We start from the raw sequence: 20,571 nt of genomic DNA, 5'->3' as shown, positions 1-20,571 counted from the left end.
CCCGCACGACAAGCGTGCAATGACGACAAAGGTGAAAACTCCTTTCGCAAGATGGAACGGAGTGTTGAGCCCGACGTCGATTTTGATAGCACGCATACAGCAATTACTGTGCGAGAAGACGTTACATGAACCAGCAACACAACGAACGCGGAGAAAGCGATGCTGAAACCTCAAACAAGGTCTCTGGCCTTCATAAACAACAAGGGAGGCGTGGGCAAGACCACTTTGGCTTGCAACATGGCCTACCACCTTTCTAATGAAAGCGAGCGCAATATACTTGTGGTAGACCTTGACCCACAGTGCAACGCTACTCAGCTCTTACTTTCAGACTTGCAGTGGGATGAGTTGTATGGTGAATTTTCCCAGAAAGATGATCCGAGGTCTGTTCTTCATGCCTTACGTCAAATACGACGCGGTGATTCGGGAATCGATGAAACATATAAGCCAGTGCGTAGCGAGCGATTCCAGGTTGATGTTTTGCCCGGGCATCCTTCGCTAGCCCTTCTGGAAGATACATTCAGTTCATCATGGGAGTCGTTTGTAAGTGGTGACCTCGGCGGTGCACGCAGAACGCACTGGGTCGCCGAGTTGGTACGTGGTGCGACTGACTATGATCTCGTCATATTGGATGCAGGACCTAGCTTGGGAGCCTTAAACCGAACAGTGTTGGTGGGGGCAGACTATTTCGTAACACCAACTGCAGCGGACCTGTTCAGCCTTTTTGCCATCGACAATATAGGCGAGTGGATAAAGAAATGGTCTCGAAAGTACGAAACCGGGCTTAGAACGGTTCACGATGAGTACAGCGACGATTTTGATTTCTCATTTCCCGCAGACTCAAAGCTGGATGCAACGTATCTGGGATACACGATTCAACAGTATGTTTCCAAGACGGTAAGTGGAGGCCAGCGACGGACAGTCAACGCTTATGACAAATTCAAAAGACAAATACCAGCAAAAGCGCGGAAGCTCGCAGGGGTATCGGGACGCGCAGGCGAGACGTTAGACTTGGGAATTGTCCCACACATGTTCGCAATGGTGCCCTTGGCCCAGTCCCGGCATGCACCAATTGCCGCGCTTGTGACTTCTGATGGGCTGCGCGGCGCCCAAATCAGCCAGCAAGCAAAGTATCGGAGCCAACTCGAGGAGATCGGACTCAGACTCAAGCACAACCTCGACATTGCGGAGGGGTGGTCCTAGTGCCGGCCGTGGTTACGCCTGAATGGCCAGGGTTGCTCGTCGATCGAATTTCGAATCAAGATTTTGTGCTCTTCATTGGTGCGGGATTATCAAGTAATAGCCGCAATTCCAAGGGACAGACCCCACCTAGGTGGAGAGGTCTTTTAGAAAGCCTCAGGGATAAATTTGCTCCAGCAAAGTCACCGATTATGCGAGACGTGAATCGTGCACTAAAGGCTGGAGACCTCCTTCTAGCAGCAGAGTTGCTTGAGAACTATTGTGAGGCTAAGGGAATGATTTCTGATTTTCGCATCGAGATTGCGCGACTTACCGATGGCGGCCAGAAGCCTGAGCAGGTTTTTCAAAAGAATGACTTGCACGATCTTATCTCAGACTTGTTTCCTCGCATCATAGTCACTACAAACTACGATAAAATTTTGGAACGTCATTTTCAGGCTGGATATAATACACTTACCTATAGCCAGGAAGACATAGCTGCCCATGTTCGCCAGGGTAGTTATGTTCTAATCAAACTTCACGGAACTGTCGATAATCCGGCTAAGATGATCCTTACGAGAATGGACTTCACTCGACTCAGGAAAGACGGTAGGAATACCCTCGAAACTCTGGAAGCACTTCTACTCACTAAAACTGCTCTCTTTGTTGGTTATAGCCTAGATGATCCCGATTTGAGACTTATTTTGGAGAACCAGTTTGGAGCCAAAGGAAGTCTTCCCGGTCACTTTTTGCTCGCTTCTACAAAAACTTCTGATGTTCAACGAAACCTTTTCAAGAACGCCTACGGAGTCAATATCCTTGAGTACTCTGGTGACCACGAATCTGGTGTGAAACGAAGCCTCAGCGCTCTTGTCGAGTCCGTGGCAGCATCGAAACAAGAGGGCAATCCGTAGTTGTCGTTGTACTTGGCGGGGCCATCCAGTCGAACGTTTCTGGCATGCCCGCTCGCTGGCATTTTCCTACCTGGTCGGCGCCCGCCAACCTAGCTAACTGCAACCTATATGGACGATGGTGTCATCACAAGGATGTAGACAAATTCGACGGACCTACAGTCCTCCTTCGTGGAGACAGAACAGCGGTAGCGCTTTCCCCACATCATGCCCGACCAGACCACAGCAACCTCCAAAGGATCCGCCCCGCATGTCATATGACGAACCAGGACTCTTCGACCTCCCCGAGCCGGTGATCGCAGCTCCAGTCATCATAGACACACCCATATCTCCTGCGCAGATCGCGTCGATTCGCGATGCATTCGATATCGCCGGGATCACCGACATGAGTACGCGGCAGGAGGTCATACAGTCCTGCGTCGTCAGAAGGATCACCAACATCCGTGAGCTCTACTCTCGCGACGTACGGCAGGTCCTTGCTCGGATCGACGCCTGGGGCCGAATGGCTGAACCTGCATCCGGATCAGCCTGGGACAATCGGGAAGAGGACACCTGGATCGACAAGCTGTAGCTGTGAACCTACTGCAGCCAAACGGACTCTGACAGAGCGCGTCGATCCCGAATCACGCCTCAAAAACGTTGGTAATGTAGACCGGTAATGTCCAAGAGAAGTGTGTGCACGTCGCATGGGGGAACCGGGTGGAGCAAGACCGCTGGATCGAAGTAAGCGATTCGCAGTTCCCGCATGAGAACGAGGGCCTCGCCTACCTCAAGAGCAAAATCCCCGCGCAGAGCCCCTACCGGGTATGGAGCAACTTCGAATTCCGGGACGGCCGCGGTGGCTGGCACGAAGTCGACGCCCTGTTACTCGGCCGTGGCGGCCTGCACCTCCTAGAGCTCAAGTACTATTCCGGTCGGCTGACCGGCAACGACACGCAGTGGCTCCGTGACGGAAGACGCGCGGAACCGTCACCGTTGCTCCTGGCGCGACGCAAGGCCCAGTACCTGGCCTCGAAGCTCAAGGAAGCACTCCGTGAATGGGCGCGCGAAAAGGGTATCCAGATTGAGGACGAGCGGACCGTCATCCCTTTCGTCAATCAGGCGGTCTTCCTTCACCACCCAAGGTTTGTCAGCGAACTCCCGGCTTCCTCGGCGCTCGGTCTCTACGGGCTCGATGAAACAGAAGCTGCCAGCCATCTTTCCGGCATCAGCAACCTGATCGGCCAGGAACCGCGTGCCAATGCCGCCATCGGTCAGAACCAGGAAGCGATCCTCGTAGACCTCATGGCCCGCATTGGCCTGGTCCAGCGCCGCGAACGCGAGGCCGGGTCGTGGATTATCGAGGATGGAGCCCTCGACGAGGGACCGGGCTGGCAGGACTGGAGCGGCTATCACAAGGTTTCCAAGCAGGAAACCGTGCGGATCCGTTTCCAGGTCACGCCGCCAGGAACGTCGCAGTCCGTTGCCAGCCGCAACTACAAGATCGCCGAACACGAATTCCGGCTCATGAGCCGGCTTTCACACGACGGCCTATTGAGGCCCCGCGATCTGGTCGACTCCGAGCTCGGTGTCGGATTGGTTTACGACTACTCCGATGGCATGCAACGTCTGGACCTCTGGCTGGCCGGTCAGCCTAACGGGCTGCCCTTGGATCAGCGCTTGTCCATCATCCGTCAGCTGTCGGAAGCCCTCGACTATGCGCACCGCAACCAAGTGGTGCATCGTGGGCTGAGTCCCAAGGCTGTCTGGGTCAAGACGGTTCACGGACAGCCGAAGGTCCTTATCGGCGACTGGCAAAGCGGCGGATTGGCCTCTGGCCAGGTCCTCACCGGCCACGCCGCCGACGGCGTCACTTCGCTGCTCGACTGCAGGCCGGACCCCAATCAGGCAGACGCGTGGCTTACCGAAGCCTTTGAAGCGCCGGAGGGACGCTGGCAACCGGAATCAGCAGATCGAATCCGGGTGGACGTCTTTGCGCTTGGCGCCCTAGCTTACTTCGTCCTGGCATCGCAACGTCCCGCCGATTCGTCGCTGGTCCTTGCGGAGCGGCTGCGGAACCAACGTGGACTGGATTTGTCCCTCGAGCTGCCCTCGATCTCGCCAAGCATTCGCGAAGCCGTGCTGGGTGCCACCAGACCCGCCCCCGGCGAGCGGTTCGACGGCGTCGGTAAGTTCCTGGACGCATTGTTAAATTCCTCACCCTCCGCCGTGGCGGGTGAGGACGTCGACGCCGTCGACGCTGCCCCAGGCACAGTCCTGGCTGACGGACGGTTTACTGTCGTTCGCCGCCTCGGGCGAGGCTCGACTGCCGTCGGACTACTGGTTAAAGACGCGGACGACGACGGCTCCCAGCGTGTGTTGAAGGTCGCGGTGGACTCCAAGGCAGCCCAGCGGCTCCACGAAGAGGCCGCGGTGTTGCGTGCACTCTCCGGCCCACGCCTCGTCAAGATTGTTGATGGGCCGCTCTCCCTCGGGGACCGCTCAGCCTTGCTCTTGGACAGCGCTGGCGAGCAAACGCTCGGCGAGCTGCTGCGTGAGCGTAAACGTCTCTCACTGGACCTGCTGGAAAGACTCGGCCAGGACCTCCTTGAGGCACTTGTCCAACTGGACAAGGACGGCGTCGATCACCGTGACATCAAGCCAGGCAACTTGGGCGTCCGTGCAGAGCGCAGCGGCAAACACCTCGTGCTGTTCGACTTCTCACTTTCCCGCGCTGCGGCATCAGACATCGCTGCTGGCACCCCTCCCTATCTGGATCCATTCTTGGGTGGGGCCCGGACTCGGTTCGATTCTGCGGCGGAACGATACTCCGCCGCCGTCGTGCTGTTTGAAATGGCTACCGGTCACACGCCTTTCTATGGTGACCCGCTTGCCAACCCAGCGTCCGTACCGGACGAAGCCAGCATCGAGGCCCACGACTTCGACCGGGCCGTGGCCCCACGCCTCGTCTCCTTCTTCCGCACGGCGCTGGCCCGCGATGCAAAGCGACGCTATGACACCGCTACGGAGATGCTGGAGAATTGGCGGGCTGCGTTCCCGACGGATGCCACAACAGCACCCGAGAACTCGGATGAACTCGCGGCCGCGGCAACACCCGCCACCCCGTTGGAGCAGTCCGGTCTTTCGGCGCGCGCCCTCTCCGCTCTGGAACCGCTCGGAGTCGCCACCGTTGGGGAACTCACGGCCGTTGACCCCATCCGGCTCAACGCCCTACGCGGCGTGGGCGCTGGCCACGCGTCGAGAAGCTTCGGCCCGCGCCGGCTTGTGGCGGGAAAAGTTCGGTGAGAAGAAGCACGGCATCTCAGGTGCCGCGCCGCTCCCCTCGGTGCTGGCCCTTGCCGAACAGCTCATCGAGGCAGCCGGAACGAAGAAGGCGGTGCAATCCCGTGCCGCCGCTGGCCTGATCCTAGGAACATACGGCGACGTGGACGCGTTCGCCACACAGGCGCAGCTGGGTGCCAATCTGCCCAACCCGGTCACTGCGGCCGGCGCGAACCAGCTCGTCGGGAAGCTCCAGACCTCCTGGGCTGAGGAACCACGGGTGCTGGGTTCCCTGCGTCATCTGACCAGCGTAGTGAACGAGCGCCTTGCGGCCCTTGGTGGAACGGCAACGGTCGACGAACTGGCCGCAGAGGTGCTCACCCAGACCACGGTCGAGTCCGAGCGGACCGGCGAGAACGAACGCATCGCCCAGGGACTCCTGCGGATCGTCATCGATCGCCAGCGGGCCCTCAAGCGCGCGGACGTCAACGACGAACCCCTTGAACTGCGCCGGCGGGAGGGCAACGCACTGCTGATCGCCAGCGAGGCACCCTTGCTGGATGTGGCAGAACGTCTTGGCCGAGAAGGCGATGCGCTGCTTGCCGAGTCAGCCTCGCAGCCCGCCCTTGTTCCGGCCGAACGCGTGCAAAAGCGGCTGTCAGCGATACTCGACGCTGCAAGCATCGAAGATCCTTTGCTGCGAGACAGGGTCCGCCTCGCGCGTCTGGCCGCCGGGTTATCGCGCCATGCCGCAGCATCCGGGTCCGGCGAACTGCACCACCGGGATCTGTCCCAGGTCGAGTCGCTGGGGCTTGCCCTGCGCGGAGTGGCGGGGCCACAGCGACTCTCGCCTCGCGAAATCGTGGACCGCGTCCGAGTCCGTTTTCCCGGTGTGCCGGTTCTCCCGACATCAGGGCGTCTCGCCGAGTTGCTCCGCGAGGCCGGCCTAGAGCTTGTCCACGACCCGGAGTCCGGGACCTACGGGTCGCCGACCATTCTGGAACCGACCCGGAGCAGCTCCTCGCGGCTCGGCACCGGAACACATGTTGGCGGTATTGTTTCCGGCGAATCCACGCCGGAGCAGAGGCTTCGAGAGAGCGTCACCCTGCGTTCCTTCCTGGCGTTGGGCGCTCGCGCCGACCGCTGCGAGTCGCTGGCCGCCAGGCTGGAGGCGGAGTTTAACGCGCGGCGGATTGATGTGACTGCGCTGCTGCTCGATGAGCTGAAGTCCCTGAGCCGACGGGACGGTTTCCCCTCATGGGATGCACTGGTCCGCGCGGACGCACACCCGGAGAACGATAGGGCCACTCGCGGTGTGGCCGCAGCGGTGAAGCTGGCTGTGCCCGTTGTCGAGGCGACCATCGCAGAAGCGGTTGCTGACACATTTGGCCGGGAATCCCGACCGGTCGTCATCGTTGAAGCTTCGCCCTTGGTCCGCTACGGGCATGCTGACCTCGTCCGGCATTGGAGCGATTTGTCCACCCGGCGCGGCCAGGCGGTATGGGTGGTCCTGCCTCAGGTAGGGGCGAACCAGGGACCGCTGCTTGACGGCGTCTCGGTCCAGACGTCCCCGAATCAATACCTCCGTGTCGACACCGCTTGGATCGACGCTCCTAGAAACCTCAACGCGGCAGCCGTCGAAGGAGCCACCTTATGACCATCGGCAAGGACCTCACCCCCAAGTTGCAGAAGCTGGTGCTCCGGGTCGAAGACGACCTTCGCGCCAGGCTGGAAGAAGATCGGGAGCTCAAGGCCAAGTGGCAGTCCGAGCACGCGGACGCGCTGCACGCCGAACGCACCTCCTCCGCCTGGGTCAGCTGGCGCGACGACCGCATCACACAGGCCGCAGTCGGCTGGGTGCTGACCACGGTATTCCTACGTTTCTGCGAGGACAACGCGCTGCTCTCCAAGGTCTGGATCTCTGGACCCGGCGCCCGTCGGCAGGAAGCGTTCGACGCCGAAAACGCGTACTTCCGCGCTCACCCGGAAAACACGTGGCGTGAGTGGATCCTGAAAGGCATCACCCACCTGCGCTCTTTCTCGTCCACCGCAGCGCTGGTCGACGAACATGCGGCCCTCTGGCAAGTCTCCCCGTCGGGCGCCATGGCAAAGGAAATCCTAGACTTCTGGCGCGCTACTGACGAAGCCGGGTTCCCCCTCTACAGTTTCCAAGACAACGAACTCTCCACCCGCTTCCTCGGAGATCTCTACCAGGACCTCTCCGAGTACGCGAAGAAGACCTTCGCACTGCTCCAGACCCCGGAGTTCGTCGAGGAATTCATCCTCGACCAGACGCTCACCCCGGCTTTGGCCGAGCGCCCGCTGGAAGGGTTCAAGCTCATCGACCCAACCTGCGGATCCGGGCACTTCCTGTTGGGCGGCTTTAGGCGCTTACTGGATGAATGGAACACTAAGGCTCCCAACTTGGAGCCCCGCGAACGTGTGCAAAAGGCCCTGAATGCGATCCACGGCGTGGACCTCAACCCTTTTGCCGTTGCCATCGCCCGCTTTCGGCTTACCATCGCCGCGCTGCAGGCCACAGGCGAACTCGACCTGGAACGTGCACCGGACTTCAGCTTTCACTTGGCCGCCGGCGATTCGCTTCTTTTCGGACGGACCACAGGATCCTTCGAAATCGAGGGCTTTGACCTTGATGCCCGGTCCGGAGGTTTCGCTTACTCAAGCGAAGATCGGGATCAGCTGGCCAAAATCTTGGCTGACAATCAATATGACGCAGTCGTCGGGAATCCCCCCTACATAACTGTCAAGGACAAGACGCTGAACAAGCGTTATCGGAAGATATATTCAACGTGCAAGGGTACATATGCCCTCACAGTTCCCTTTATGGAACGTTTCTTTAGCCTGGCACGACACGGCGTAAACGGGCAGCCAGCAGGTTGGACAGGCCAAATCACCTCCAACTCGTTCATGAAACGCGAATTCGGCTCCAAACTCATTGAGGACTTCCTCGCCCATCAAGATCTTCGCCTTGTTGCTGATACCTCGGGAGCGTTCATCCCTGGCCACGGAACGCCCACGGTAATCATAATTGGCCGTCACCAGCACCCTGTCGGCACGACCGTTCGAGCAGCCCTTGGTCTGCGCGGCGAACCCGGCCGCCCCGAGGACCCCGAGCATGGCTTCGTCTGGCAGTCCATAACGAGGCACATCGATCAACCGGGTCACGAGGATAGCTGGATCACAATCACAAACCTCGAACGCACGGGCCTCGCAGCACATCCGTGGTCCCTCAGCGGGGGCGGCGCTGCCTCGCTGCTTGCCGCCATTAACACCACTGGCCTGCGCCGCATAGATGCCCGTCGAATTGGCAAGTTCGGGATTATTGGTGCTGACGAGCCCCTAGTGCAGCCAAAGGGTCTGGCAGAACGGCGAGGCTTGGGTGAATTGTGGAGCCCTGTCCTTCTTGGGAGTGGCGTGCGGGATTGGACCTTGTCCTTCCAGGATGAAGTCATGTTTCCATACGATAATTTGCACCAGATAAGCCACGATCTCCCTGACGCCACAAAAAGATGGCTGTGGCCTTTTCGTGTGACCTTGAATTACCGAAGCGATTTCAACGGAACATATGCTGAAACAGGAAAACCTTGGTTCGGTTGGCATCAGCTACCCCAAGATCAAGATACTAACTCATGGGCTATAGCATGGGCTGAAGTAGCAACACTTAACCATTTCGTGCTGCTGCGAGACCGGCTTCCTGTTAAGCAGACGGCCCTGATTATCAAGCTGTCTGAAGAATCCACCGAAGATGACCATCTTGCACTTCTGGGCATCCTGAATTCGTCCACTGTCTGCTTCTGGCTCAAGCAGAACTGTTTCAATAAGGGAAATGGTGGAATTGGTGGCGGGATCGGTGACGAGGATTGGGAGCCCCGTTACCAGTTCAATGCGGTCAACATTGCCGACATCCCGATTCCATTCACTATGCCCGTGGAGCGTGGCAAAGAACTAGATCTATTGGCGCAAGCTCAATCATCGCTAATCCACCAAGCAATTGCGCATGACCAAACACCTTCAGCAGAAATCCTTCGCGAGGCACGCAGTCGCTTCGAGTCGATCCGCCAGCAAATGATCGCTAGGCAGGAGGAATTGGACTGGGCGGTCTACGGCCTGTACGAGTTCATCAATGACGACATGACGTACGAGGGCGACGACTTGCCGCAGATCAAGTTTGGCGAACGGGCGTTTGAAATCGCCCTCGGCCGCAGGATCGCTTCAGGCGAAGAGGACACAGCCTGGTTCAGCCGCCACGGCTGTCTCCCGATTTCCGAAATCCCGACCCATTGGCCTGCGAAATACCGTGAATTGGTTCAGCGGCGACTGAATGAAATCGAAAGCAACCCACAAATAAGTTTGCTGGAGAAACCGGAAAACAAACGCCGGTGGGCCGCGGATTCGTGGCCGAAGCAGCAGGAGAGTGCCCTTCAAGAATGGCTCCTCAGCCGTCTCGAAAACAGCTCGTACTGGTTCGATTTCCAGGGCCGTCCTGTAGCTCTCAGTGTGTCGCAGCTCGCCGACCTTCTCGCCCGCGATCCTGATTTCGTCAGTGTGCTGGGGCTGTGGGCAGGCACAGTCGACGTCGACGTAAGCAATGCTCTGACGCGTCTCGTAGGTGACCAGGCCGTTCCTTACTTGGCTGCCCTGCGACTCAAGGACTCCGGTCTCCGGAAGCGAGAAGCCTGGGAGGAGACCTGGGACTTGCAGCGTCGTGAAGAAACGGGCGAAAGTGTGGGCCCGATCCCGGAGCCACCTAAGTACGCGATGGCAGACTTCCGAAAAGCGTCTTGGTGGCAGGCTCGCGGAAAACTCGACGTGCCTAAGGAGCGCTTCGTCCTGTATACGGACGCCGGACGTTCCACTGACCCGACGCTGCTGCTGGGCTGGGCCGGTTGGGACCACGCCCAACAGTTTCTCGTTCTCGCCACAATTATGGACGAGCGTATCGCTGAGGGCGCCGATGACGCCCAGCTGGTTCCACTCGTCGCTGGCATGGCGGAAGTGCTGCCCTGGGTCAAACAGTGGCATGCCGACATCGAGCCCGCCTTCGGCATGAGCATGGCCGATTTTTGTTCCGCACAGCTGGAGGAGCGCATGACCCAGCTGAATGTCTCGACCACCGATCTGAAGGCCTGGCGTCCCACGTCGGCCGCACGCGGCCGACGTGCCGTCAAGGAGAACGCATGACCATCCTGCTTCGCGACGTTTTTGACATCCCTGAACGCGCGGGGGTGGAGGATTATGTGCTCCGCCTCACCGACGCCGTTAGTGGCGAAGGCGCCCGGCACGCCCTTGACGACTACGTGGTCACACCGTCCTTGGTCGATGCCTTCGATTCGGCCTTGGGGCTGGTCTCAAACGCCCTTACGACCGGTATCAACCGCGGTGCATTCCTGACGGGTTCCTTCGGTTCCGGTAAGTCCCACTTCATGGCTGTCCTCCACGCCCTGCTGCGCCACGATCCAAAAGCCCGATCTGGTGGGGAGCTCCAGGAGACCGTTGCCCGGCACGACCGTGTGCTGTCAGGCAGGAACATACTGCCTTTGGCCTTCCACTTCCTGGACGGCCAGTCAATGGAACAGGTCATCTTCGATGCGTATATCCGGCACATCCAAGCCGCCCACCCAGACGCCTCCTTACCTGCTCTCTTCGTTTCCGACGCACTCTTTGAGGACGCGGAGAACCTGCGCCGGCGAATCGGGGACAGCGCGTTCTTCCAGGGTCTTGCAGGCGACGCGGCCGACGACGAATTTGACGAGTTCTCCGGCCTGCTCGGTTCCAGTGGCTGGGACTTAGACCGCTACCACGCGGCCCGCAACGCATCCGTACAAAGCGTGGAGCGGCAGTCACTGATCAGTGACCTCGTGGGGACGTATTTCAAGGCGTTCGTCCGATCCGGCGCATATGTGGACTTGGACACCGGCCTGGCCGCTATGTCGTCTCACGCCAAGGCGCACGGCTACGACGCTGTCGTCCTGTTTCTCGATGAACTGGTTCTCTGGCTCGCGTTCGGCATGCACGAGCCCGAGTTCTTCCGCCGCGAATCCCAGAAACTGACCAAACTGGTGGAGGGCTCCTACGGAAGCCTCGAGGCCCCCTTGGTCTCCTTCGTAGCCAGGCAGATGGACCTGCGCAAGTGGTTTGCAGACGCCGGCGCCAACGGTGTCCAGCAGGAGGCGCTCGAATCCGCGTTCCGTCACCAGGAGGGACGCTTCGCAAAGATCGAACTGGGCGATGACAACCTCCCGTTCGTCGCCAGCAAGCGACTCCTAAAGCCCACGGACGACGCCGCGAGGCAGTCGGTAGACGATGCTTTCACCCGGTTGGACCGCAATCCGAAAGTCTGGGACGTGCTGCTCGACGGGGTCAACTCTGATGACCAGCACCGCGGTTCCGATGAGAAAGCCTTCCGGCTCACCTACCCCTTTGCCCCTGCCCTGGTTTCCACCTTGCGTTCCCTGGCCAGCGTCATGCAGCGTGACCGCACCGCGCTGAAGGTTATGCAGCAGATGCTGGTTGACCGTCGGAACACGATGAGCATCGAGGAGGTCATCCCCGTCGGAGATAGCTTCGATTACATCGTTAGGGGTCAGGCCGGTGCCGCTCTTGACGCCCAGGCGGCGGCGCTCTTCCGCTCTGCCACGCAGCTGTATCAGGACAAGCTGCTGCCCAAGATTCTCTCCACCCACCACCTTGCCGCATCCGACCTGCAAGATCGGTCGCGGCTGTCGCCAGCATTCCGCGCGGATGACCGGCTCGCCAAGACGCTGCTGCTCTCCGCTGTCGCCCCCAACGTCCCTGCTCTGAAGGCGCTGACCGCGGCCCGGCTTGCTTCGCTTAACCACGGTTCGATCGCGTCCCCGCTGCCCGGTGGTGAGGCCAACATCGTCCTGGCAAAGGTGAAGAATTGGTCGCGCGAGGTGCCCGAAATACACGTGGGCTCCGAACCGTTGAACCCCATCATCCGGGTGCAGCTATCCAACGTGGACTATGAATCGATCGTAGAAAAGGCCAAGGGCGAGGATAACCCGGGGCGCCAACGCGAACTGATTCGCAAGTTGGTCGCAGAAGGGCTTGGCCTGGACATGGGTGACCCCGACGCCTGGAACGTCTACCGGCACCCCGTCGTGTGGCGTGGCTCCAAGCGCGAGGTCGAACTGGTCTTCGGGAACGTGCGCGACGCCAGCTGGCTCACAGATGAGCATTTCCGTTCAGGGGCCGGTGCTTGGCGCTTCGTCATTGACCACCCCTTCGATGAACAACAACACACAGCCACGGAAGACATCGAGCGAATCGAGAATTTGCGCGCCCGCAATTTCACCTCGCGCACGGTAGTCTGGTTGCCGCGTTTTCTCTCCGCGGAATCCATGCGGGACCTGCGTCGGCTAGTAGTGTTGGACTGGCTCCTGGAGGGCACCGGAGACCGGTGGAACAGTCACGCCAATCACCTCAGTGAGGTCGACCGCCAACAGGCCCGTGGCATCCTCGAATCTCAGCAAGCAGCCCTGCGCGAGGGACTGCTACGTATCATTCAGCAGGCTTACGGAGCGGCGACCCCCGCACCCGGGTCTCTGCTCGAGGACCCCGCGCATGTGGAAGTCCTATACTCCCTGGATCCGGAATACGTGCCGCAACCCCCGGTCGGGGCCACGCTCGGGGCAGGCTTCAGACAGTTGGTTAATCGCGCTTTCGAATCCGCTTACCCGGGCCATCCGCGCTTCGAGCCGGAGGACACCGAGGTCAGGTTTGCCGATCTCAAGGCCGTCGCCTCGGCTTTGGAGGCCGCGGCTGCGGAACCGGAGGGCCGAGCCCCTTACCCCGGCGATGCACGGACGGTCCGCCGGATCGCCAACCCGCTCGAGGTTGGGCTTGCGGGGGAAACCCACTTCCTCTTTGGTGACGGACGCTTCGGTCCTTGGGGCGCCGCGATTGAGCAAGGGCTCTCACGTGTGGGCATCGGCAACGACGACGCCGTCACGGTTTCTAAACTGCGCGAAATCATCGATGGGGTCGAACCGACCCACGGGCTGCGCACTGAAGTCTCCGACCTGATCGTAATTGCATGGGGTCTGCTGCGCCAGCGTGCTTGGTTCAACCACGGCGGTGCACTGCCCGCCGCTCCTGCACCGGGATCGCTCCAGCCAAGCATGGAGCTGCGTCCGCAGCCGATGCCGACCGAACAGGAATGGGAAGCTGCCCGCGCTACGGCGGGTCGCGTATTCGCGATCGAAGCCCCGAAGTACCGCACGCCTGCCGCGGTTGCCACCCTCGCTGAGGCTACACGCACGCTTGCACGCAGCCGCGTCGGCGACACAGAAGCTCTGGTCAATGCGTTGCAGTCTGCCGCCACCCGTCTCAAGACAGATGGGGGCGCCCGATTGGTGCTCGCCGGCGGGATTGCGAAGGCTCTCGGTGCCTTGCAGCACCAAAATGGCGTGACACTGATCCAGACCCTTGCCGGGCTGGACCTCCCGGCCACCCCGGAGGAAGCTTCAGCCTCCCTGGCCCGGGCTAAGGACGTTGTCGCCGCCCTGTCGGACTTCTCCTGGAACCGGCTGACGCCCGTCCGCGAGGCCGCCGCCAGCCATAGCGAACGCGCGGATGCCGCCCAAGACATCCTCGACCATCTCACCACCGCTATGAACGGCCATGAGCACGCCTATCCATGCACGAAGGCGCTCAAGACCGCCGAAGATAGAATATTTGATTGGCTCGCCAGCGCACCTGTGCCCCCGACGCGCCCGGTGATTGGTCCGGTTCCCATCGTCACTCCTCCGGTAGTCATTTCAGATCCCATCAAGCCCGACGATGTCACGCTGCCGAATATTGACCTAACCGGGGATAGCCAGCCGGGCGGAGCCTGGCGCACCGCCGATGCCAGTACCGCGGTGGGCGAGCTCCAACGGTTCCTAAGGGATAACCCTGGAAAACGAATCGAAGTGCAGTGGAGGGTCGTCGAGTGAGCGCGCAGGCGACCGCCGCCGGCACGGTAACCACCGCCGTCGTCCGTTCTCTAGTCTCCGCTGCCCGCAAGCACGGCACCCAGCGAGTGATCGGCCTCCGTGCCGTCCCGGAACCCGGCGCTGAACGACGCTTCGCGGATTCCGGGGAAGCCGTCCACGTCCTGCCCTGCATCTCCTCTCTGGCCATACGTGATGCTCTGCGCAACCGTCCCGCTGGGGAATGGCTCGTCATCCTGACCGACCGGTCAGAGGAAGACCTGGGCGCCGGTATTCTGGGGCATTTCGCGCACCAAAGGCTCCAGACCCCTGGGGCCTGGGAGGCCCTTAAGGAGCGTTTCGGCGCCGACCGGATCGACCGCGCGTTATCCACGCTGAAGCAGCGGTTGCCAGTGGCGCAGGGTTTATTGCGCATCACTCCCGACGAAGGCTGGCCCGTCGCCCCGGGCGCCGTATTAACCATCGATCATGCCTTCGGCTCCGTTGCGGAGCGCCAGCTGGCACTGCCCCGCGGTCCGATGGATGCCCTCAGCGTTGTGGACTGGACCACGAGATCAGATGCCGCGGACCGTATGGCGGACCTGCGCGAATTCGGCGGTAACGAACTCGCCGACGCCGTGCTCCAGTGGTTGACCGACCGTGCGGGGCAGGCAGGCACACCGTTGCTGCGGTTGCTCCTCACTGGCCGGGCCGCCGAGTCCGTCCCGATCGGAATTGCGCTCAATGTTCTGACTGGCACGGCCGGACGGACTGCCCACGATCAACAGCTCGCTCAGCTGGCACTGGCCCGGCTCGAACACCTATGGAATGGTTCAGTCGAAGCGGTCACCCCGCCTATGCTGGCGGCGCTGGGCAAGGTTGCGCGCAGCGTTGTAGAAGCTCAGCTGGACGATCCCGCGCACTGGCAGGAAGGTCATACCGCGCTGCAGGCTGCCGACCGATTGCTTTTCAAGATTCAGGCAGCCAGCCTGGGAAGCGATTCGCAGGTGCTGCCCACCGGGCTCACCGCGTCACTCCATCGGCTCGCGGAATCGCTCCGATCCTTCCCAGCATCGGGGATCGACGTCGTGGAGGAGGCCTGGTCGAGGGTGGAAGCCCATCGCTTGGCGTATCCATTACGAGGAAACGCCCGGGATCCCCGAGTGGATCCGTTCCGTGCCGCCATCCGGCTGGCCCGCTGGCTCAGCAGCGACAACGTGCTGCCGGACCGTTTCGCCGCCGCGGTGCAACTTCAAGCCCGCGACCATGCGTGGGTCGACGCCGCGTATAACGATGCGGTGGGCGGCGTAAGCGACCAGCTTCTGGGTGAAGGTCTCGGCACCATCGCCCGGCTCACGGAGCAACGACGCCACGGCCACGACCGGGCCTTCGCACGCCTGCTGGCCGCATCAGTCGCCTCAGACGAGGGTCTGACGACCGGCCGTTTGGACGGCGCCGGAGACCAGGTCTGGCATCTGGAGCGGTTACTGCCTTCGGTTGTGCTACCGCTGGCGCGGTCGAAGAACATCCTGCTGTTGGTCCTCGACGGCATGAGCGCCGCCAGCGCCGCGGAGCTGACCTCCACCGTCCTGCACGGCAACGAGGGCTGGTCCGAGGCTATCCAGGCTGCCGCGGAACGTCGAGGGTCTGCCGTGGCCGTGCTGCCGACACTCACGAATGTCAGCCGTGCGTCCTTATTGAGCGGCGAGCTGACCTCGGGCGGACAGTCCCGTGAATTGTCAGGCTTCGCCGCAGTGGCGAAAGCCGGCGGGATTTCCCGGTCCGCGCTCTTCCACAAGGCTCCGCTGGATTCGTCGCGTCCAGGATTGGCCTTGCAGGACGACATTTCCGTTGCCATCGCCGATCCCCAGACACAGCTCGTGGCCTGCGTTCTTAACACCATCGACGACGCCCTGGACAAGAGCGACCCGGTCGGAACCACGTGGACGCCCGACACCATCCGGCACCTCCGACCGTTGCTATCCGCCGCGATGGCCGCCGGACGCACCGTGGTCATGACGTCCGATCACGGGCACATCGTGGAGCGCCGCCGCGGGGAACTGCGCGCGTTCGGTGAAGCGAGCAGCGCACGGTCCCGGGCTCCGGAACCGCCCGCCGGTGACGACGAGGTGCTGGTCCAGGGCCGCCGAGTCCTGGCCGAAGGCGGCAGCGCAGTACTCGCCGTCGACGAAACCTTGCGCTACGGACCGATCAAGGCCGGATACCACGGAGGTGCTTCCCCTGCCGAGGTAGTGGTTCCGATCGTTGTCTTGGTTCCCGGCGATAACGTCCCCGACGGATGGAAGCTGGCGCCGTCACAGGAACCGCTGTGGTGGTCGGTCGCAGTCAGCGGCCCCACAGCGCGCCCGGCAAGTCCCGGTGCCGGGCTGACGAAGACAGCCAAGGACAACATCCCATCAATGCTCGACATCCTCGACTCCCCCGACCCGGTCCCCGCCGCGCCGGGGATCGGAGCCGCCGTCGTATCTTCTGGCACATTCAAGGCGCAGAAAGCGATCGCAGGCCGCCTTGCCGTTGCCGATAGCCAAGTCGCTACGCTCCTGGATGCCCTGGCCGCTGCGCCGGGGACCCGGCTGGTCAAGGAGACGGCCGCCGTCGTCCTTCAGATAGCCCCCACGCGCATGGATGGGGCAGTGGCCCAACTGCAGAAGCTGCTCAACGTCGAAGGCTACGGGGTGTTGCGTGTCGACGGTTCCACGCTGGTCCTGGACGCACGCCTGCTTCGTGAACAGTTCGGGGTGGCAGAGCGTGACTGAAGTCTCTCCGCGCAGGCGCCGTGAAGTCATCGACGCGCTGCGGCGTGGCACGGTTCCTTCCAACGGGCTCGACCTCCTCGCAGTCGGTCTGGACCGGTTCCAGCGCGCCGTCGACGAGGAACTCGAAACGGTCGCGGGGAGTGGTGCCGTGGTCAAGGCAGTCCGCGGTGAGTACGGCACCGGTAAGACCTTCTACACCCGCCATCTTGCGGAGAAGGCCCTCAAGAAGGGTTTCGCCGCCGCCGAAGTGCAGATTTCCGAGACCGAAACCCCGCTGCACAGGCTTGAGACCGTCTACCGGCGGATTACCGAATCGCTGCGCACTGCCTCGGTGGCGCCCAGCGCGTTCCGTTCCGTCCTGGATGCCTGGCTGTTCACCCTCGAGGACGATGCCATCGCCGCACACCCCGCGCTGGCTACCGCCTCGGCGGGTGACTTGGCGGCCGCCGCGGATGAGCTGCTGGACCGGCGTTTGGCCGACGTGAGTGCCAAGACACCTGCCTTCGCCCAGGCACTCCGCGGTTACCGGGCAGCCGTAGCCGCTGGAGATGCTGCCGTTGCGGACGGGCTTGCCGCATGGCTCGGTGGCCAGCCCCATGTGGGCGCTTCGGCCAAGCGCGGGGCCGGAATCCGCGGCGATCTTGACCACTTCGGCGCCCTGGGATTCCTGCAGGGTCTGCTGCTGATTCTGCGCGACGCCGGGCATCCCGGCCTGCTGGTGGTTTTGGACGAGGTCGAGACCCTGCAACGGATGCGATCGGATGTTCGGGACAAAGCCCTCAACGCGCTGCGCCAGCTCATGGATGAAGTGGATTCCGGTCGGTTCCCGGGCTTGTATCTGGTGCTGACCGGAACACCGGCTTTCTTCACCGGGCCATCGGGGGTGCCCCGCTTGGCGCCCCTGGCACAGCGTCTGGCGACGGATTTCGGCACCGATTCGCGCTTCGACAACCCCCGGGCCGTACAGATCCGTTTGGCCGGCTTCGACCGTGAAGCGCTCGAAGCGTTGGGCATTAAGGTACGGGACCTCTATCTTCTCGGGGCCGATGCTCCTGACCGTATCCGCCAGCGCGTAGACGATCCCTACATCTCCGATCTGGCAGACGCCGTGGCCGGCGGGCTGGGCAGCAAGGTGGGCATCGCGCCAAGGATCTTCCTAAAGAAACTCATCGGCGACGTGTTGGACCGTGTTGACCAGTTCGATGACTTCGACCCGCGCCAACACTACGCCTTGACCCTCGTCCGCGAGGACCTTAGCCCCGAGGAACGCAACGCCGTTGGCGGCACCGTCGGAGTGGCCGGCGGGTACGCGGTGACCGCGGACGACGTCCAACTCAACCTATGACCCAGCTCGCGGGGTTCGACGCACTCCACACGGTGGTCCAGCACCACATCGCCAACACGCTGGGATGGGGCGGCCTGCGGCCGCTGCAGTCAGAGTCCGTCGGTCCCGTCCTGGGCGGGAACGATTGCCTGCTCCTGGCTCCCACAGCTGGCGGTAAGACCGAGGCAGCGTTGTTCCCGTTGCTGACCCGTATGGCCGAGGAGGGCTGGACGGGAACTTCCGTGCTCTATGTGTGTCCGCTACGCGCGTTGCTGAACAACCTGGAACCGCGGGTCGCTTCCTACGCCGGTTGGCTCGGACGAACCGCGTCGGTCCGGCACGGCGACACCACTGCAGGTGCCCGCAAGCGTCAAGTCTTCGACCGACCCGACATCCTGTTGACCACACCGGAATCGCTCGAATCGATGCTGGTCTCGACCCTGACGGATCCGCGGCAACTCTTTGCAGATGTACGTGCCATCGTCGTCGACGAGGTCCATGCCTTTGCCGGGGACGATCGGGGCTGGCACTTGTTGGGCGTTGTGGAACGGATCTCTCAGCTGGCCGGCCGGCCGCTGCAAAGAATAGGACTGTCCGCGACGGTCGGCAACGCCTCGGAGCTTTTGACGTGGTTGCAAGGTAGCAATCGAGTCTCGGGGATGCCTGCCTCCGTTATCGCTCCGGATGGTGGCTCTGCGGCCGCACCGGAGATGCAGCTCGATTTCGTAGGCAGCGAATTGAACGCCGCCAAAGTGATCACTGCCCTGCATCGCGGCGAAAAGCGTCTCGTCTTTGCCGATTCGCGGCGGACGGTGGAAAAGGTTTCGCTGGGGCTGCGGGATCTTGAGGTGGAGACCTTCGTTTCGCATTCCTCCTTGTCCGTCGATGCCCGCAGGCAGGCCGAGACCGCGTTCTCCCAGGCCCGCAACTGCGTTATCGTGTCCACCTCGACCCTGGAGCTCGGCATCGACGTGGGCGACCTCGACAGGGTCGTCCAGATCGGCGCACCGCGCACCGTCGCCTCGTTACTGCAGCGACTCGGCCGGACCGGCCGCAGGCCGGGAACAGAACGAAACATGCTTTTCCTGTCCACCGACGACGCGCAGTTTCTTCGCGCCTGCGGCCTGCTGTTGCTCTGGTCTGAGGGCTATGTGGAGCCTGTCACTCCCCCGCCCTCGCCCTTGCACGTCGCAGCACAACAACTCCTAGGGTTGACACTGCAGGAGCGTCGGGTGGGAGCCAACACCTGGCAGGAGTGGTTCTCCGGTCTCGGGCTCGCCTCGCAGGTCGATTGGCAGCACATTGCAGCCTGGCTGGTGGAAACCGGACACCTCGATTCTGACCAGGGGATGCTCTTCATGGGCCCCGAAGCTGAGCGGAAGTACGGCGGCATCCACTACCGGGACCTCATGGCGGTGTTCACTGCGGACCCGCAGGTAGTAATTCTCCACGGCCGCGAGGAAATCGGCTCCGTCGACCCGATGGTGCTGCAGCGTAAAGTTGAGGGTCCTCGGCTCCTTACTCTCGGCGGCAGGGCCTGGCAGGTGAACTATGTCGATTGGACGCGCCACCGCGCCTACGTCGAACCGTCCGCAAACGCTGCGGACTCCAAATGGTCAAGCATGCCGCAGCCCGAGTCCTATGCCCTGAGCGATGCAACCCGCCGGGTGCTTCTGGGAGCCACACCGAAGGGCGTTGGTTTGTCTAGGCGGGCGTCGAACAAGATCGAGGAACTCCGAAATGAATATTCGCATCGCGTAGTAAGTGATTCCAGCGTCTTAGTTCGCGAGTCCAATGGACGCCTTCGCTGGTGGACTTGGGCTGGGGCGCGAGCCAATGCAGTCCTCGTGGCCGGCTTGCTTGACCTTGCACCCGAATTGCTTGATGAATCGCGAGCCTACAACAACTGGCAAATTGGGTTGCGAGGAGATGTAACCGCGAAGGAATTGACGCGAGCGATGGGCGGAATCCGGGCCTCATTGCTCGGTGAGTCACCCTCCATCTTGCCCCAGATGGACGATCGCGCTCTGAAGACAGTGAAGTTTGCGGAGCTTCTTCCTCGCGCCCTGGCGGCTAGTACTCTTGCCCAACGCGGCAGCGACCACGCCGGCGCCGTCGAAGTTGTCTCGAGACGTTTGACGCATAACTAGCGCGCTTATCTTAGTCGT

The 20,571-nt window shown here is 61.7% G+C and carries 10 protein-coding genes; all 10 read left to right on the top strand.

Annotated features, from left to right (window positions below; all coding sequences use genetic code 11):
- Positions 1–159 precede the first annotated feature (159 nt).
- The 10 genes from ACIPV6_RS22345 to ACIPV6_RS22300 all read left to right on the top strand — a co-directional run bounded on the left by ACIPV6_RS22345 (position 160) and on the right by ACIPV6_RS22300 (position 20,553).
- Entirely contained in the window at positions 160–1,200 is a 1,041-nt protein-coding gene (locus tag ACIPV6_RS22345) for a ParA family protein (RefSeq protein WP_400272998.1), read from the top strand.
- An 8-nt stretch (positions 1,201–1,208) separates the two neighbouring features.
- Positions 1,209–2,090 (top strand): SIR2 family protein, encoded by an 882-nt coding sequence (locus tag ACIPV6_RS22340; RefSeq protein WP_400272997.1) that lies wholly within the window; start codon positions 1,209–1,211, stop codon positions 2,088–2,090.
- 247 nt (positions 2,091–2,337) lie between these two features.
- Entirely contained in the window at positions 2,338–2,658 is a 321-nt protein-coding gene (locus tag ACIPV6_RS22335) for a hypothetical protein (RefSeq protein ID WP_400272996.1), read from the top strand.
- A gap of 104 nt (positions 2,659–2,762) precedes the next feature.
- Positions 2,763–5,372 (top strand): NERD domain-containing protein, encoded by a 2,610-nt coding sequence (locus ACIPV6_RS22330; RefSeq protein WP_400272995.1) that lies wholly within the window; start codon positions 2,763–2,765, stop codon positions 5,370–5,372.
- The gene (locus tag ACIPV6_RS22325; protein ID WP_400272994.1) at positions 5,275–7,005 is read left to right on the top strand and encodes a hypothetical protein; all 1,731 of its coding nucleotides are present in this window, start codon (positions 5,275–5,277) and stop codon (positions 7,003–7,005) included. The genes ACIPV6_RS22330 and ACIPV6_RS22325 overlap by 98 nt, the downstream gene beginning before the upstream one ends.
- Positions 7,002–10,550: a BREX-2 system adenine-specific DNA-methyltransferase PglX gene (pglX, locus tag ACIPV6_RS22320; protein WP_400272993.1), complete on the top strand. Its 3,549-nt coding sequence runs from the start codon at positions 7,002–7,004 to the stop codon at positions 10,548–10,550. The genes ACIPV6_RS22325 and pglX overlap by 4 nt, the downstream gene beginning before the upstream one ends.
- Positions 10,547–14,326 (top strand): hypothetical protein, encoded by a 3,780-nt coding sequence (locus ACIPV6_RS22315; protein ID WP_400272992.1) that lies wholly within the window; start codon positions 10,547–10,549, stop codon positions 14,324–14,326. The genes pglX and ACIPV6_RS22315 overlap by 4 nt, the downstream gene beginning before the upstream one ends.
- Entirely contained in the window at positions 14,323–17,079 is a 2,757-nt protein-coding gene (pglZ, locus tag ACIPV6_RS22310; protein WP_400272991.1) for a BREX-2 system phosphatase PglZ, read from the top strand. Before ACIPV6_RS22315 ends, pglZ begins: the two co-directional genes overlap by 4 nt.
- Entirely contained in the window at positions 17,072–18,424 is a 1,353-nt protein-coding gene (brxD, locus tag ACIPV6_RS22305; RefSeq protein ID WP_400272990.1) for a BREX system ATP-binding protein BrxD, read from the top strand. Before pglZ ends, brxD begins: the two co-directional genes overlap by 8 nt.
- The gene (locus ACIPV6_RS22300) at positions 18,421–20,553 is read left to right on the top strand and encodes a DEAD/DEAH box helicase (RefSeq protein WP_400272989.1); all 2,133 of its coding nucleotides are present in this window, start codon (positions 18,421–18,423) and stop codon (positions 20,551–20,553) included. Before brxD ends, ACIPV6_RS22300 begins: the two co-directional genes overlap by 4 nt.
- Positions 20,554–20,571 lie beyond the last annotated feature (18 nt).

Origin of the sequence: Paenarthrobacter sp. NPDC089988 (genome assembly GCF_044748465.1) — a bacterium.
GTDB lineage: Bacteria > Actinomycetota > Actinomycetes > Actinomycetales > Micrococcaceae > Arthrobacter.
Note: the sequence above shows the minus strand (reverse complement) of the source record. Positions and strands in the feature narration are given on the sequence as shown.